15 protein-coding genes and 1 riboswitch are annotated in these 15,369 nt (G+C 70.2%); of the genes, 5 read left to right on the forward strand and 10 right to left on the reverse strand.

Annotated features, from left to right (window positions below):
* Positions 1-49 precede the first annotated feature (49 nt).
* The gene (locus AVR91_RS25830) at positions 50-637 is read left to right on the forward strand and encodes a class I SAM-dependent methyltransferase (protein WP_063272861.1); all 588 of its coding nucleotides are present in this window, start codon (positions 50-52) and stop codon (positions 635-637) included.
* Here AVR91_RS25830 and AVR91_RS25835 read toward each other — a convergent pair.
* The gene (locus AVR91_RS25835) at positions 634-1,008 is read right to left on the reverse strand and encodes a VOC family protein (RefSeq protein WP_016332406.1); all 375 of its coding nucleotides are present in this window, start codon (positions 1,006-1,008) and stop codon (positions 634-636) included. The two genes, AVR91_RS25830 and AVR91_RS25835, sit on opposite strands and share 4 nt — an antisense overlap.
* Positions 1,009-1,031: 23 nt before the next feature.
* A complete protein-coding gene (locus tag AVR91_RS25840; RefSeq protein ID WP_063272862.1) occupies positions 1,032-1,937 on the reverse strand; it encodes an EamA family transporter in 906 nt (301 codons plus the stop codon).
* 331 nt (positions 1,938-2,268) lie between these two features.
* Here AVR91_RS25840 and rpsT point away from each other — a divergent pair, with 331 nt between their 5' ends.
* A complete protein-coding gene (gene rpsT / locus AVR91_RS25845) occupies positions 2,269-2,529 on the forward strand; it encodes a 30S ribosomal protein S20 (RefSeq protein WP_005158599.1) in 261 nt (86 codons plus the stop codon).
* A gap of 51 nt (positions 2,530-2,580) precedes the next feature.
* Here the strand turns inward: rpsT and holA are convergent, their stop codons facing one another.
* Positions 2,581-3,564, reverse strand: a complete 984-nt coding sequence (gene holA / locus AVR91_RS25850) for a DNA polymerase III subunit delta (RefSeq protein ID WP_016332404.1) — start codon at positions 3,562-3,564, stop codon at positions 2,581-2,583.
* A 135-nt stretch (positions 3,565-3,699) separates the two neighbouring features.
* A riboswitch (SAM riboswitch) is annotated at positions 3,700-3,832 on the forward strand.
* Positions 3,833-3,845: 13 nt separating this feature from the next.
* Here holA and thrC point away from each other — a divergent pair.
* Positions 3,846-5,111 carry a threonine synthase gene (gene thrC / locus AVR91_RS25855; protein ID WP_005158594.1) on the forward strand — a complete coding sequence of 422 codons (1,266 nt, stop codon included), beginning with the start codon at positions 3,846-3,848 and terminating at the stop codon, positions 5,109-5,111.
* A 17-nt stretch (positions 5,112-5,128) separates the two neighbouring features.
* Here the strand turns inward: thrC and AVR91_RS25860 are convergent, their stop codons facing one another.
* The 7 genes from AVR91_RS25860 to nadD form a co-directional block, all read right to left on the reverse strand.
* Positions 5,129-7,534, reverse strand: a complete 2,406-nt coding sequence (locus AVR91_RS25860) for a ComEC/Rec2 family competence protein (protein ID WP_063272863.1) — start codon at positions 7,532-7,534, stop codon at positions 5,129-5,131.
* The gene (locus tag AVR91_RS25865; protein WP_063272864.1) at positions 7,531-8,253 is read right to left on the reverse strand and encodes a ComEA family DNA-binding protein; all 723 of its coding nucleotides are present in this window, start codon (positions 8,251-8,253) and stop codon (positions 7,531-7,533) included. The genes AVR91_RS25860 and AVR91_RS25865 overlap by 4 nt, the downstream gene beginning before the upstream one ends.
* Before the next feature lie 145 nt (positions 8,254-8,398).
* Positions 8,399-9,244 carry a DegV family protein gene (locus tag AVR91_RS25870; protein WP_063272865.1) on the reverse strand — a complete coding sequence of 282 codons (846 nt, stop codon included), beginning with the start codon at positions 9,242-9,244 and terminating at the stop codon, positions 8,399-8,401.
* Positions 9,245-9,254: 10 nt separating this feature from the next.
* A complete protein-coding gene (octT, locus tag AVR91_RS25875) occupies positions 9,255-9,983 on the reverse strand; it encodes a diglucosylglycerate octanoyltransferase (RefSeq protein WP_063272866.1) in 729 nt (242 codons plus the stop codon).
* A 3-nt stretch (positions 9,984-9,986) separates the two neighbouring features.
* A complete protein-coding gene (locus AVR91_RS25880; protein WP_063272867.1) occupies positions 9,987-10,601 on the reverse strand; it encodes a histidine phosphatase family protein in 615 nt (204 codons plus the stop codon).
* Positions 10,598-11,002 (reverse strand): ribosome silencing factor, encoded by a 405-nt coding sequence (gene rsfS / locus AVR91_RS25885; protein WP_016332398.1) that lies wholly within the window; start codon positions 11,000-11,002, stop codon positions 10,598-10,600. The genes AVR91_RS25880 and rsfS overlap by 4 nt, the downstream gene beginning before the upstream one ends.
* A 22-nt stretch (positions 11,003-11,024) precedes the next feature.
* Complete coding sequence (nadD, locus tag AVR91_RS25890) at positions 11,025-11,657, reverse strand: nicotinate-nucleotide adenylyltransferase (RefSeq protein WP_073846459.1); 633 nt, start codon at positions 11,655-11,657, stop codon at positions 11,025-11,027.
* 161 nt (positions 11,658-11,818) lie between these two features.
* Here nadD and AVR91_RS25895 point away from each other — a divergent pair, with 161 nt between their 5' ends.
* Positions 11,819-13,924, forward strand: a complete 2,106-nt coding sequence (locus tag AVR91_RS25895; protein ID WP_063272868.1) for a RecQ family ATP-dependent DNA helicase — start codon at positions 11,819-11,821, stop codon at positions 13,922-13,924.
* A gap of 91 nt (positions 13,925-14,015) precedes the next feature.
* Positions 14,016-15,302, forward strand: coding sequence for an MFS transporter (locus AVR91_RS25900; RefSeq protein WP_063272869.1), 1,287 nt, complete (start codon positions 14,016-14,018; stop codon positions 15,300-15,302).
* Positions 15,303-15,369 lie beyond the last annotated feature (67 nt).

Below are 15,369 nucleotides of genomic sequence, written 5' to 3' on the forward strand. Positions count from 1 at the left end.
GGGGGTCATCCCCGATGCGGCCCGTGATGAGCTGTGGTGCCCTCGAAGTATGAGTACTTCACTGTCCCAAATGCTCGACCGGACGTTCGGTCATCCCCGGGGACTGCTCGGCCGGTTCGGCGGGCGGGCGATGGCGCACGGCAATGCCGCCACCGAGCTTCGCGTCGTCGAGCTGGCGTCGATCGAGTCCGGCGAGACCGCCCTGGTCGTGGGCCCCGGCCCGGGCGTCGGGCTGCGGGCCACGGCCGAACGCGCGGGCCGGGCGATCGGGGTCGACCCCTCCCAGGAGATGCTTTCCCGCTCTCGCCGCCGTTGCGGTGACAAGGTGGAGCTGCGGCAGGGCACTGCGGACTCCACCGGTGAGCCCGACGACAGCGTCGACGTGGTCCTGAGCGTCAACAACGTGCAGCTGTGGGAAGACCGGGCGGCGGGGTTCGCCGAACTGTTCCGGGTGTTGCGTCCCGGTGGCAGGCTGCTGCTTTCCTCGCACGAGAAGTGGTTGCCGGTGTCCCGGCACGAGCTGGCCGACGAGGCGGCCGCCGCCGGCTTCGTCGACCTGCAGACCTGGACCTGGGACCCGCCGGGCTTCGGCGCGTCCCTCGCCGCTCAGCTGCGCGCGATCAAGCCCCTCGCCTAGCGCGGGTCAGTGCGCAGCGGGTGCTCACGCGGCACTTCGACCAGCACGATCCTGGTGCCGTCCGGGTCGGCGATCCACGCTTCGTCCAGCCCCCAGGGCTCACGCCGCGCCCCGCGAACCGGCTCCAAGCCCTTCCCCGCGAGCTCCTCGAGCGCCGCGGGCAGGTCCCGGACCTGGAGCCACAAGGCGACGTCAGGGGTCGGGCCGGTCTCTCCGGTACCGACGATCTCGATCGACCCGTTCCCGGCGAAGAACACCGTCCCGCCGGGGAACTCCTTGTCGATGGCCAGGCCCAGGGTGTCCCGATAGAACGCCGTCGACACGTCGAGGTCCTTCGGGTGGATCAGCACCCTGCTGCTCAGCACGTCCATGGCTCAATCCCTACCGGATGGGTTCAGGCCATCGCAATCGCGGCGATACCCGCCAGCACCACCACCGACCCGGCCAGCCGCCGGACGGCGTTCGCCTCCCCGAGGACCAGCCAGGCGGCGATGCCGCCCAAGACGATGCTCAGTTCCCTCGCGGGCGCGACGAGGCTCACCGGGGCGATCTGGAGGGCGTAGAGCACCAGCAGGTAGGCGACCGGCGAGAGCACGCCGACGATGACGACCTCACGCTTGTGCTCGCGCCAGAGCCACGCGACCTCCTCGCGATCCTTCAGCGCGTACGGCGCCATGAGCAGGCTCTGCACGATCGCGCCGGTTCCGAAGTACACGATCGGCGGGACACCGAGACCGGTGACCGAATGCGCGTCCCACAGGGTGTAGGCGGCGATCGTGAGGCCGGTCAGCAGGCCGTAGACCAGACCTTTGCGGCGAGCGACACGCTCGGCGGCGCCGACGTGGGCCGGTGCTCGTCCGGTCCCGATCACCAGCACCCCGGCGATCACGAGGAAGGCGCCCACCAGGCCGAGGATCCCCGGCCGCTCGCCGAGCAGCACGACTGCGGCGAGCACCGAGATCAGCGGCCCGGTCCCGCGGGCGACGGGATAGACGACGGACAGGTCGCCGACGGCGTACCCCCGCTGGAGGACGACGCCGTAGGTGACATGGAACACCGCGGTGACCACGGCGGCGAACAGCCAGGTCCACTGTGGACGTTGTGGTTCCACGGCCAGCGAGACCGCCATGACCGGGACGAGCAGGATCGCGGAAAGGCTGTAGTAAGCCCAGACGAACCGGGCCCCGCCACGGCGGATCCGTTTGGCGGCGAGGTTCCAGCCCGCGTGGATGACGGCGGCGATGACGACGAAGGACAGAGCGGTGGCGTTCACAGCGGACCTTTCACGTTTTCCGCGCATGCGGAAAACCGGGTCCTCCAGGCTTTTGTCCCGTCAGATGAACGGCGGTGCTTCCGGCTCCGCCGATGGTGCCGCTCGGACCTGTCCCGTCTGCCCTGATTGTGTGTTTTCGCTGGCCGGGCAGGCGGCGGAACCCTAGGCACTACGATCTTCACCGTACCGCAAGCACCCTCCCGAGGCTGCCGCGAGCCGCGCCGGGACGGCTGTTAAGCTTGCCTTTCACCGTCGTGTGGCATTCCGTCATGGAGGAAACCCGCGCCGCTCCACGAGCGCGCAGGGCCGGTCACAGCGCGGCGGTGAAACCACCGAGAGATTCAAGAGGAGCGCCCCCGTGGCCAACATCAAGTCGCAGATCAAGCGCATCACCACCAACGAGAAGGCGCGTCAGCGCAACCAGGCGATCCGGTCCTCGGTGAAGACCGCGATCCGCAAGTTCCGCGAGGCCGCCGACGCCGGCGACAAGGCCAAGGCCCTGGAGCTGCAGAAGGACGCGGCGAAGAAGCTGGACAAGGCCGTGACCAAGGGCGTCATCCACGCCAACCAGGCCGCCAACAAGAAGTCCGCGCTCGCGAAGCGCGCGAACTCTCTCTGATCGGCTTTCGAAGGGCCCCGGCGACTCGGTCGCCGGGGCCCTTCGCCGTTCTCAGCGGCTTGTGCCGTGGGCGTCGACGACCTCCAGGACGGCACGCTCCAAGGCGTACTCCGGGTTGGCCGCGACTCCTTTGACCTCGGCGTTGAGCCGGGCGACCACCCTCATCGCAGTGGCCAGACCATCCTGCCCCCAGCCGCGGGCCTGTCCTTGCGCCTTGCGCACCTTCCAGGGCGGCATCCCCAGCTCGCCCGCCATCTGGTTCGGGTTCCCGCGACCGGCGCCGGACACCCGCGCGATCGTCCGGACGGCGTCGGCGAGCGCGTCCGCGACCAGGACGTGCGGTACGCCCAGCTGCATCGCCCAGCGAAGCGACTCCAGCGCCGCCGCCTTGTCACCGGCGACGGCCTTCTCGGCGACGGCGAAACCGTTCACGTCCGCGCGGCCACGGTGGTAGCGCCGGACGGCCTGCTCGTCGACCGCCCCGCCGGCGTCCGCGACGAGCTGCGTCGCCGCCGACGACAGCTCGCGCAGATCGGAGCCGACGGCGTCGATCAACGCGAGCACGGCCGCACCGTCGATCTTACCGCCGACCCGCCGGACCTCGTTGCGGACAAAGGATTCCCGCTCGGCGGCCTTGGTCAGCTTCGGGCACTCGACGACCTCCGCACCCGCCTTCTTCAAGGCGGCTGGAAGCCCTTTCGCGGCCTTGCTCCGGCCGCCTCCGCTGTGCACGACGACGAGCACGATGCCGTCGGCGGGCGCCTTGACGTAGGCCATCACCCCGTCGGCGAGCTCCTGCGAGATGTCGTGCGCGGATTCGAGGACGATCACCCGGCCCTCGGCGAACAGCGAGGGGCTGACCATTTCCGCGAGCGCCGGGACTGTGAGGTCCGACACCCGGATCCGGGTGAGATCCGCCGTCGGATCGGCCGCTTTGGCCGCGTCCGAAGCGCTGCGGACCGCTCGTTCGATCAGCAGCTCTTCCTCACCGAGAACCAGGACCAGCGGCGATGGGGCGGAAGCTTGCGTCGTCACGGTGACGATCCTGCCACTCCTCCTCTCGTGTGCTTTGTCCGGTGATGTGTTCCGGGCACGGTGGCCCCACCGGAGCCTCATGTCGTACGGTGTTGGCGAGGCGACGCGATGACGCGCGTGCCGACAATCGAATACCGCTCATCCAGAGGGGCAGAGGGAACGGCCCGATGAAGCCCCGGCAACCGGCGTCAGCCTGTCATCCCGCGATCGCGGGGTAGCTGACGAACACGGTGCCAATTCCGGCCCGCCACGGCGGGGCAGATGAGGAAAGGAACCTCGCGATGACCGCAACCCTCGGCACGACCTCCACCACCAAGACCCCGGATCTCGGACCGGCCGTCGAACTGGTGTCGAAGGAAGAGGGACATCGGCAGCCGCTCGCCCCCGAATTCGTTTCCGCCGAGGACTTCTCGCCGCTCGAGGTCGCCTACGACTTCGGCCGTGTGCGCCGCGAGGACATCGAAGCCGGGCCGAAGAACATCTGGCGCTACAAGAAGCTCCTTCCCGTTCCGTCGAACGTCGAAGAGATCCCCAACACCGAACCCGGCGCCACCCGGCTCATCCAGGCAGACAGGCTCGCAAAAGCCTTGGGCGTCAAGAAGGTCTGGGTCAAGGACGACACCGGGAACCCCACGCACTCGTTCAAGGACCGCGTGGTCGCCGTCGCGCTGGCCGCCGCACGCGAATTCGGGTTCGACGTGCTGGCCTGTCCGTCGACCGGCAACCTGGCCAACGCCGTCGCCGCCGCGGCGGCCCGCGCGGGCTGGCGGTCGGTCGTCCTGATCCCGAAGACCCTCGAACGCGCCAAGATCCTCACCACCGCCGTGTACGACGGAGACCTGATCGCGGTCGACGGCAACTACGACGATGTGAACCGGCTCGCCACCCAGCTCGCCGCCGAGCAGGAGAGCTGGGCGTTCGTGAACGTGAACGTCCGGCCCTACTACTCGGAAGGCTCCAAGACGCTGGCCTTCGAGGTCGCCGAACAGCTCGGCTGGCGGCTCCCCTCCCAGATCGTGGTGCCGATCGCCTCCGGTTCCCAGCTCACCAAGGTGGACAAGGGTTTCCGCGAGTTCGGCCAGCTCGGCCTCGTCGACGAGACGCCGTACAAGGTGTTCGGCGCGCAGGCCACCGGCTGCTCCCCCGTCTCGGCGGCCTTCCGCGCCGGCCACGACGTCGTCCAGCCGGTCAAGCCGGACACGATCGCCCGGTCGCTGGCGATCGGGAACCCGGCCGACGGCCCCTACGTGCTCGACGTGGTCAACCGCACCGGCGGTGCGATCGAAGACGTCACCGACGAAGAGGTCGTCGAGGGCATCCGGCTGCTCGCCCGCACCGAAGGCATCTTCACCGAGACCGCGGGCGGCGTCACCGTCGCGACGGCCAAGAAGCTCATCGAGACCGGCAAGCTCAACCCGGACGAGGAGATCGTCCTGCTGATCACCGGTGACGGCCTCAAGACCCTCGACGCCGTCGAGGACAAGATCGGCCCGAAGGCCACCGTCAGCGCCTCGGCCGACGCGGTCCGCGAAGCTCTGGGTATCTGAGTTCCCGACGGCCCGCCTCAGGAACGAGGCGGGCCGCGGGGCTCACCCCGGCGTACCAGGGCGAGGCCTCGCCCGTCGGCGATGACAGCGGTGTCGCCGTCCGTGTCCGTCCTTGCGACCGACGCGCCGACCGCCACCAGATTGTCCAAAGTGGACTTGTTCGGATGACCGTAGGTGTTTCCGGCACCGACACTCACCAAAGCGGCCCGTGGCGCGACGGCGTTGAGGAAATCCGGTGCCGTGTAACGGCTTCCGTGGTGCGGGACCTTCAGGATGTCGGCACGCAGGTCTGCTCCCTCGGCCATCAGGTCGGCCTGTGCGGCGAGCTCGATGTCGCCGGTCAGCAGCAGTCGGCCCGCCGGGGTCCCGGCGCGCAGGACGACCGAACCGTTGTTGATCACCGTTCCGTCCTGTTCACGGACCGAGCGCCGGGTGACATAACGCGGCCCCAGTACGTCGAGTGACAACGCCTGCCACTCCAGGCGTTGGCCGATCTCCAGCTCCAGCAAGGGAATCCCGCGGCGCGCCGTCTCGTCGGCGACCTGCTGCCACGCCCAGGCCGGAGCCCGGCCAGGCCCGACGGCGACCGCTCCGACCGACCGGCCCTCGAAGACGGACTCGAGACCGCCGATGTGGTCGGCGTGCAGATGACTCAGCACGATCAGCGGCACGCGGTCCACGCCGAGCCTGCTCAGGCATTCGTCCACCGGTCCCGGTTCCGGCCCCGTGTCGACCAGGACCGCCCTCCCCGGCTCACCCGTGGCGAGGACGACGGCATCGCCCTGTCCGACGTCGCAGGCGACGGCATTCCACGCCGACGGCGGCCATGCCGGCGCCAGCACTCGCACCGGCACGAAGACGACCAGCCCGGTGGCCAACGCGACCGCAAGCAGGATCCTGCCGTGCCGCAACCGGACGACCGCGAGCAGAACGGCGAGCAGCCCTGCCGCCAATAGCCCACCCCACCAGCCATCCGGCCAGTCCACGACCGCTCCCGGCGCCCGGGCGCCGTGGCGGGCCACGGTGATGAGCCAGCTCGCCTCGGGTTCGGTCAGGCGGACGAGCAGTCTGCCCGCCGACGGCCACCATGGCCCGACGACGGTGGCGAGCACGCCGAACACGGTGGCCGGGGCGACCACCGGCGCGGCGAGCACGTTGGTCAGCACCGAGACGAGACTGACCGATCCCGCCATGCCCGCGATGACCGGCGCCGTCATCACGAACGCGGCCAGCGGGATGGCCAGCCCCTCGGCATAGCCGGCCGGGACGCCGCGTCCGACCAGCCAGTCCGCCCACCTCGGCGCCAGCAGTACGAGCCCGGCCGTGGCGAGCACCGAAAGCGCGAACCCGAAGTCGGCGGCCATCGCGGGATCGGCCACCACCAGCCCGGCCACCGCGAACGCCAGCGCGGGCAGCGCCGAACCCCGGCGCCCCAGTGCCAGCGCCAGCAGCCCGACCGCCCCCATCACCCCGGCGCGGAGCACGCTGGGCGCGGGCCCGGCGAGGACCACGAACCCGGCGAGCCCCGCGGCGGCCGCGGCGGCGGAAGTCCGCGGCCCGACCCGGAGCACTCGCAGCAGGAGCAGGATCGAGCCGCAGACGATCGCCACGTTCCCACCGCTCACGGCCATCAGGTGGGACATGCCGGAGTCGGTGAACTCGTGTTCCACCCTCGGGGAGAGGGTGCTCGTGTCCCCCACGACCAGTCCGGGCACGAGACCGGCTTCCTCCTCTGGGAGGACGGTGCACAGATCCCGGAGCCCGGTGCGCAGCGATTCCGCGGCTCGCTGCCACCAGGGCGCCGGCCCGACGGCCGAGGGCGGGCCTCGCACCGAGAGGACCGCGACCGTCAGTTCGGCCCCCTTCGCCGGCGCGAGCCTCCCGGAGGCGGTGACCTGCTGCCCGGGCAGCAGGTCCGTCCACCCCTCGGCGGGAGCGAGCAGGAGGATCCGGCCTGCCGAATCCACCACCCGCTCACCCGCCACCGCAGTGTCCACCGTCGCGGCGATGACCACCAGGCGGGTGCCCGCCCGGCGATCGGCGTATCCGGCACCGCGGACCGGACGTGGCCGCTCGGTGACCATCACCGTCGTGGTGGCGTCGATCCCCCGTGCGGCGGCGGCACGGAGGTCGTCGTGCTCGGCGGCCCGGATCCGCAGCGCCACCGGACCGGCGGTGAGCACGCCGACGACCGCCAGGGCACCCAGGCCCGCGACCCACCGGGACGCCGTCCGGCGGGCACGGACACCGGCGATGATCGCGAGCACCACGGCGGCCGCACCGCAGAGCATCGTGATCCACCAGCCGGCGAGAAGTCCGGAAAGTGTGCCGAGCCAGGCCGTCGCCGCGGCCGGTAACAGCCGCAGGTCTTGACCCCGCCACGACGCGGTGTCCACTTCGGACGGATCGGCGGACGGGTTCATCCGACGGACACCAGTTCCCGGAGCTTTCGGTACTTACTTTCGCCGATCCCTTCTACGTCACGGAGTTGCTCGACGGTGGTGAACCCGCCGTGCCCGGACCGCCAGTCGACGATGCGTTTCGCCATCACCTCGCCGACCCCGGGCAGCGTGTCGAGTTGCTCGGCCGTGGCCGTGTTCAGGTCGAGCTTTCCCGCCGGTGCCGCCGTTCCGGCCGCGGCCGGGACGGGGACACCGACGGCCACCTGCTCACCGTCGGTGAGCCGTCGGGCCAGATTCACTCCGGTCAGATCCGTTCCGGGCTGTGCCCCACCGGCCGCCGTGAGGGCATCGGCGACCCGTGCGCCCGGAGGGATCGTGACCAGGCCGGGTTTGTGCACCCGGCCGACGACGCTGACCACCAGAGGCGCCTTGCCCGCCGCGGCGGGGACGTCTCCGGCGGCCTTCGCCGACGGCAGGGGCGGCACGGTCTCCGCCCCCGGCCGGTGTCCGAACAAGGCGATCGCTCCGGCCACGATCACGGCCACCGCGATCAGCACGGCCACCACGGCGAACCACCGCCGGTTCACCGGGATCCCGTCCGCCGTGAACCGGGCGGGCACCCAGCGGCGGACGAGCCTGCCCGCGGGCGGGCCCTGGGTGGGCGGCGACAGCTGGGCGGCCAGCCACGCCAGCCTGGCGTTGACGGAGGGACCCGGTGACCGGGCGGTTTGGTCGAACACGTGAACGACGCTACGGAGCGGGGGCGGCGGGCGGGAGTGGTGAATGCCGAGGCTGTGGACAAGTGGGGTGTTGTGGACAACTCGGCCGCGACCGGGACCGGATCACCGTTCGCGTCGGTGCCGCATGGGACGCTGGCGGGTTTCCCTAGCCCGTTCGCTGGATCACGACACCGAGCACACCGGGCCCGGTGTGGGCCCCGATGACCGCGCCGATTTCCGAGACCACGCACCCTTCCGGGCAATCGATGGATTCCTCGAGCCGGTTGGCCAGTTCGACGGCGCGCTCGGGCGAGGCCAGGTGGTGGACGGCGATGTCGGCGAGCCCGCCTTCGGCCGCCTTCACGGCGAGTTCGACCAGCCGCGCCACCGCGCGATTCATCGTCCGCACCTTCTCCAGTGGCTGGATCCGGCCTTCGGACATGTGGAGCACCGGTTTCACCGCGAGCGCCGTACCGAGCAGGGCCGCAGCCGGGCCGATCCGTCCACCGCGACGCAGGTATTCGAGGGTCTCGACGGCGAACAGGGTTTCCGAACGGTTCACCGCGTCGACCGCGGCCGCCTCCACCTCGGCCGGTTCCGCCCCGGCCGCGGCGGCGCCCGCCGCGCGCAGGGCGGCGAACCCGAGCCCCATCGCGGTGCTGCGCGAATCGACCACACGCACCTTGTCCGGCCCGACCTCCTGTGCCGCGAGCACCGCCGCCTCCCAGGTTCCCGACAGCTCCCGCGACAGGTGGACCGACACGACGGCGTCCGCGCCCTCGGCCAGCGCCGCCCGGAACTCCTTGACGAACTCGGCGGGCGTCGGCCGGGAGGTCGTCACCAGGCTGCGTTTGCCGAGCGCCTCGGCCAGGGCCGCGGGCCCCATCTCGACGCCGTCGAGGAACACGACGCCGTCCACGAGGACATGCAACGGGACCACCCGGATCCCGTTCCGTTCGGCGAAGCCTTCCGGCAGGTGGGCGGTGGAATCCGTGACTACGGCGACCGACACGGCAGCCAGCCTACGTTGCCGAGGGGCGGAGCACCGGGGCCATCAGGCGGGCCATTTCCGCGCCGACGGCGGCATGTCCTTCCCAGCCCCAGTGCATCCCGTCCGGATTGCCCCGTCCGCTCAGCACGTGGTCGCCGACGACGGCTTCGAGATCCAGCAGCGGGACGTCCGCGCGCCGACCCCAGGCGGCGAGGGCCGCGGCGGCTCCGGCGCGGGCGGTGTGGACGCGGCCGTACGAGTCGGATCGATGCACGGAGGGCAGCATGCCGAAGATCGGCAACTCCGGCCGCAGCGTGCGCAAAGCGCCGACAGCGGTGTCGAGGTACTGGATCGTGAGCTTCGACGGCAAGACCACCGGACGTCCTCGGAGCGCGATCGCGAGCCGCGGCTGGGCGGCCAGATAGGCCTTGCGCGCCACTCGCCGCAGCGGATCGGGCCGCAGGTACCGCAGGCCGGTGCGCAGGTAGGTGGGCAGTGGCGAGGGCAGCGTGTCCATACTCCCGACGGCCAGCACGACGGCGTCGACGTGATGGAGATCCGCCCAGACGCGCGGGTCGCCGATCAGCGACCACCAGGCGTCACGGGCGGTCCAGCCGAACCCGGCGACGAGGTCCACCTCACCACCGCCGAGCGCCTCGGCGGCGACGTTGGGCCACAGGCGCGCGTCGTCGGCGGCGTGCGGACCGTCCGGGCCGTGGAAGCTGAGGGAATCGCCGAACACCAGCAGGCGCGGGGCCATGGATCAGCCGGTGATTCCCGCGTTGTAGGCGGCCAGGCGCCAGTTGCCGTCACGCCTGGTCAGCTCGACCCAATGGCAGTTCGCGATCCCGCCCAGCGACGGCCACGACGCGACCGGCAGGCCGAGCAGTTTCGCGGTCAGCGCGATGATCAGACCACCGTGCGTGGCCAGCAGCACGGCGTCGCCGGCGTCGGAATTGGCCTGATCCAGGTCCGCGACGACCTCCAGCGCGCGCTCGGCGACGTCGACCCGCGACTCGCCGCCGGGCGGCGCCCAGGTCGCGTCGACACGCCAGCGGGCGCGTTCGCCGGGGTACGCCTCGTCGACCTGCTGGCCGGTGAAGCCCTGCCATTCACCCAGATGGGTTTCCCGAAGGCGCTTGTCGATGCGCAGCGGGACGCCGATGGCCTCGGTCAGCACCGTGGCCGTGTCGGTCGCGCGGCGCAGATCCGAGGCGATCACCAGATCCGGGGAGAACCGGGCGAGCGCGGGAACGGCGAATCTGGCCTGGTTCCAGCCGACCTGGGTCAGCGCGGAGTCCAGATGTCCCTGCATCCGGCCCGCCGCGTTGTAATCGGTCTCGCCGTGGCGCCAGAGCACCAGCCGCCGCGGGCTCACGAGGCGCCTTGCGCGTCGGCGGGGTCCTCCTCGGCGGGTGTCTCCAGACCGGCGACCTCGATCCGCGGGCAGTCCTTCCAGAGCCGCTCGAGACCGTAGAAGGAGCGTTCCTCCTGGTGCTGGACGTGGATGACGACGTCGACGTAGTCCAGCAGGACCCAACGGCCCTCACGGGCGCCTTCACGGCGGACGGGCTTGTGCCCGCCGAGCCGCAGCTGCTCCTCGACGTTGTCGACGATGGCGCCGACCTGGCGCTCGTTGGGCGCGGACGCGATGACGAAGGCGTCGGTGATGACCAGCTGGTCGGACACGTCCAGCACGACCACGTCGCTCGCCTTCTTGTCCGCCGCCGCATGGGCGGCCGCTACGGCCAGCTCTCGTGCCTCGGACGTGGCTGTCACAGTTCTCCTCAAACAGATGGCTTTACTCGCGGGTGCGCCCGACGAGGGTACCCGGTGGCGAACCCCGGTCTTTGCGATAGAGGTCCTTTTTGGCGATGTAGCGCACTACACCGTCGGGAACGAGGTACCAGACGGGCTCCCCGCCTTCGACCCGTTCGCGGCACGCGGTGGACGAGATCGCCATCGCGGTCACCTCGACCAGGCTCACCTTCCCGCTCGGCAGATGCTGCGAGTTGAGGCGGTAACCCGGCCTGGTGACGCCGATGAAATGCGCGAGGTCGAACAGCTCGTCGGCGTTGCGCCAGGTGAGGATCTGTTCGAGCGCGTCCGCGCCGGTGATGAAGAACAACTGGTCGTCCGGATACTCCGCGCGCAGGTCGCGCAGGGTGTCGACGGTGTAGGTCTGCCCGACGCGGTCGATGTCGACGCGGCTGACCGAGAAGACGGGGTTGGACGCCGTCGCGATCACCGTCATCAGATAGCGGTCCTCGGCGCGGGTGACCACCCTGTCGGACTTCTGCCACGGCTGACCGGTGGGCACGAAGATGACCTCGTCGAGCGCGAATCGCGACTGGACCTCACTGGCCGCGACGAGGTGCCCGTGGTGAATGGGGTCGAACGTGCCGCCCATGACCCCGATCCTGCGTGGTGACATGGGTCGTGAGCCTATACAGCGCGCGAGGCTTCACGCTCGGGTCGCCGGACCCACCGAACAGGCGTGATCTGGATCACATTACAGTCGGTTCCATGGATGAACGGTCCGTTCACGACTTCCCGGTCGCGACTTCGTCGGTGGCATGGGGTAGAGGTGGGGACGTGGACACATCGACTCTCCGGGATCGCGCCGAGACCCTCCTCCAGTCGCTGGCGGGCGAGGGCGCCCGGCTGCGCGACGACCAGTGGACGGCCATCGAGGCGCTGGTCGCGCACCGCCGTCGCGCGCTCGTCGTGCAGCGCACCGGCTGGGGGAAGTCCGCCGTGTACTTCCTGGCCACCGCGTTGCTGCGAGAGCGGGGCAACGGCCCGACCGTGATCATCTCGCCGCTGCTCGCGCTGATGCGCAACCAGATCTCCGCGGCGGCGAGGGCGGGCATCCACGCGGCGACGATGAACTCCGCGAACCCGCAGGAGTGGGATCAGGTCCAGGCCGCGATCGCGGCCGGCGAGGTCGACGTCCTCCTGGTCAGCCCGGAACGGCTCAACAACCCCGACTTCCGGGATACCGTCCTGCCGAAGCTGACCGCGAGCGCCGGTCTGCTCGTGGTCGACGAGGCGCACTGCATCTCGGACTGGGGGCACGACTTCCGGCCGGACTACCGGCGGTTGCGGACGCTGCTGAAGGATCTGCCCGACGGCGTCCCGGTGCTCGCCACCACCGCCACCGCGAACGACCGCGTGGCGACCGACGTCGCCGAACAACTCGGCATCGGCAACGGGGGCGACACGCTCGTCCTGCGGGGCAGCTTGGACCGCGAAAGCCTCCATCTGTCGGTGGCCAAGCTGCCGACGTCGCAGGCCCGGCTCGCCTGGCTGGCCGAGCATCTGGAGGAACTGCCGGGTTCCGGGATCATCTACACGCTCACCGTCGCCGCCGCCCACGACGTGGCGGGCCTGCTGACCGAGCGCGGCTATCCGGTCGCCGCCTACACCGGGAAGACCGATCCCGCGGACCGTCAGGCGGCCGAAGACGATCTGTTGAACAACAACGTCAAGGCGCTGGTGGCCACGTCGGCGCTGGGCATGGGGTTCGACAAGCCCGATCTGGGCTTCGTCGTCCATCTCGGCGCTCCGTCCTCCCCTATCGCGTACTACCAGCAGGTCGGCCGTGCCGGGCGTGGCGTCGATCGCGCCGAAGTGATCCTGTTGCCGGGCCACGAGGACAAGGACATCTGGGCGTACTTCGGCTCGCTCGCGTTCCCGGACGAACTGCGGGTGACCCAGGTGCTCAACGCGCTGGCGTACGCGGACCGTCCACTGTCGACACCCGCGCTCGAACCGTTCGTCGAGCTGTCCCGTTCCAGGCTGGAGATGGTCCTCAAGGTTCTGGACGTCGACGGCGCCGTCCGCCGGGTGAAGGGCGGTTGGGAAGGCACCGGCGAGGAGTGGCGCTACGACAAGGAACGCTACGCGCGGGTGAGCGCGGCGCGGACGAACGAGCAGAACGCCATGCTGGCCTACCTCGAAACCACCGGCTGCCGGATGGAGTACCTGCGGAAGCAACTGGACGATCCCGAGGCGACACCCTGCGGACGGTGCGACAACTGCACCGGGAAGCATTGGGACACCACGATCTCCGACGACGTCGTCGACGCCACCCGGCAGCGGCTGCGCCGTCCGGGGGTCGAGGTCGCGCCGAGGAAGATGTGGCCGACCGGGATGGCCGGGCTGGAGGTCCCGCTCTCCGGGCGGCTGCCGGCGGGCGAGCAGGCCGAAACCGGTCAGGTCGTCGGGCGGGTGACCGACGTCGGCTGGGGCACGCGGCTGCGCGAACTCGTCGGTCCGTCGGCGGCGGACTCCGAACTCCCCGATCCGGTCTTCCAAGCCTGCATCGAGGTACTCAAGGGTTGGCAGTGGGCGGAGCGCCCGGTCGCGGTCGTGGAGGTACCCTCCGCCACCCGCCCCCGGCTGGTCCACAGTCTGGCGACGAAGCTGGCGTCCATCGGACGGCTGGACTACCTGGGCGCCATGACTTCGACGGGTCCACCCCCGCGTCAGGCGAACAGCGCGCAGCGGCTGGCCGACCTGTGGAATCGCCTCGGCCTTTCCGAGGAGCTCGCCACCGAAGTCGCCTCGGCAGCGGGCCCGATCCTGTTGGTCGACGACCTGATCGACACCGGATGGACGATGACCCTGTCCGCGCGCTTGCTCCGCCAGGCCGGGGCTCGCGCCGTACTCCCGTTCGCTCTCGCGAGCACCTCGTAACCGGGGATCCCGATCCCGACATTCGACAGGTTCTTTCCCGCGCGGGAACTTTCTGGCAAGGTTCCGTCCACGCGCGAGTACGGAGGTGCCGATGGCGGACGCAACGACGGAGCGGCTGGGGCATCGGCTCCCGGTGAAGAAGTTGTTCGCCGCCAGTGTCGGGAACGCGCTGGAATGGTTCGACTGGACCATCTACGCGACCTTCAGCATCTACTTCGCCAGTGAGTTCTTCCCGAAGGGCAACGAAGCCCTCGCGTTGATCAACACCTTCGCCACGTACGCGCTGGCGTTCTTCTTCCGGCCGCTCGGCGGGATGTTGCTCGGGCGCTTCGCCGACATCAAGGGCCGGAAGCCCGCGATGATCCTGACCATCGTGCTGATGGCGGGTGGTTCGGTGGCCATCGGCCTCCTGCCGACATTCGACCAGGTCGGCTGGCTGGCCCCGATCCTGTTGCTGCTGGCGCGGGTGGCGCAAGGACTGTCGCTCGGCGGCGAGGTCTCCAACGCCTCGGCGTACCTCGGCGAGATCGCGCCGCCCGCCCGCCGCGGGCGGTACTCCGCCTTCTTCTACATCTCGACCGGTTCCGCCGTCCTGATCGCCTCGATCCTCGGATTCGTGCTCGCGCGGACCATGTCCAAGGCGGATCTGACGGCATACGGCTGGCGGATCCCGTTCCTGCTCGGCGGCGTTCTCGGCATCATCGGCCTGTGGCTGCGGCGCAGTCTCGCCGAGACCGAGATCTTCGAGGAGAAGAAGTCGACGGCGCGCCGGGTCGAGCGACCGCTACGCACCACCCTCCGCGAGCACCCGCGGGCCGTCGTGCAGCTCGTGGGTTTCTCGATGCTGTCGACCCTTTGCTACTACACGTTCTTCAGCGCGCTGACCTCGTTCGCGGTCAAGACCCGCAAGGCCGACGACGTCGACGTGTTCCTCGCGTTGTCGATCGCGACGGCGTTGTTCGTCGCGCTTCAGTACCCGATGGGCGTCCTGTCGGATCGCTTCGGCCGCAAGCCGCAGCTGCTCGTCTGGGCGGCGGCGACCGCGATCCTCATCGTCCCGCTGTCCACTTTGGTCCGTCCGGGGCTGCCTGGTCTGCTGGTCGTGTTCTGCGTCGGGCTCTGCCTGTACACGGCGATGACGTCGATCGCGCCCGCCATCATGAGCGAGCTGTTCCCCACCGAACTGCGCGGCCTGGGCATCGGCGCCTGGTACAACCTGACCGTCGCGCTGTTCGGCGGAACCGCTCCATTGGTGCTCACGGCGCTGTCCGATGCAGGGCTTTCGACGCTGTTCTTCTGGTACGTGGCCGCCGGCGCGGTGATCGCCTTCTTCGTCATCCGGACCCTGCCGGAGACCAAGGGCAGCGACCTGCGCTGAAACTCCGTCGCCGACGACGTGGGTAGGTGGCTACTCTCGCGCTCCTACGACGAGCGCGAAGGAGGGA

Source organism: Amycolatopsis keratiniphila subsp. keratiniphila (assembly GCF_001620365.2).
Classification (GTDB): domain Bacteria; phylum Actinomycetota; class Actinomycetes; order Mycobacteriales; family Pseudonocardiaceae; genus Amycolatopsis; species Amycolatopsis keratiniphila.

Coding starts and splice junctions, on each gene's coding strand:
- AVR91_RS25830 (WP_063272861.1), top strand. CDS start 50: ATGAGTACTTCACTGTCCCAAATGCTCGACCGGACGTTCGGTCATCCC.
- AVR91_RS25835 (WP_016332406.1), bottom strand. CDS start 1,008: ATGGACGTGCTGAGCAGCAGGGTGCTGATCCACCCGAAGGACCTCGAC.
- AVR91_RS25840 (WP_063272862.1), bottom strand. CDS start 1,937: ATGCGCGGAAAACGTGAAAGGTCCGCTGTGAACGCCACCGCTCTGTCC.
- thrC (WP_005158594.1), top strand. CDS start 3,846: ATGACCGCAACCCTCGGCACGACCTCCACCACCAAGACCCCGGATCTC.
- AVR91_RS25860 (WP_063272863.1), bottom strand. CDS start 7,534: ATGAACCCGTCCGCCGATCCGTCCGAAGTGGACACCGCGTCGTGGCGG.
- octT (WP_063272866.1), bottom strand. CDS start 9,983: ATGGCCCCGCGCCTGCTGGTGTTCGGCGATTCCCTCAGCTTCCACGGC.
- nadD (WP_073846459.1), bottom strand. CDS start 11,657: ATGTCACCACGCAGGATCGGGGTCATGGGCGGCACGTTCGACCCCATT.
- AVR91_RS25900 (WP_063272869.1), top strand. CDS start 14,016: ATGGCGGACGCAACGACGGAGCGGCTGGGGCATCGGCTCCCGGTGAAG.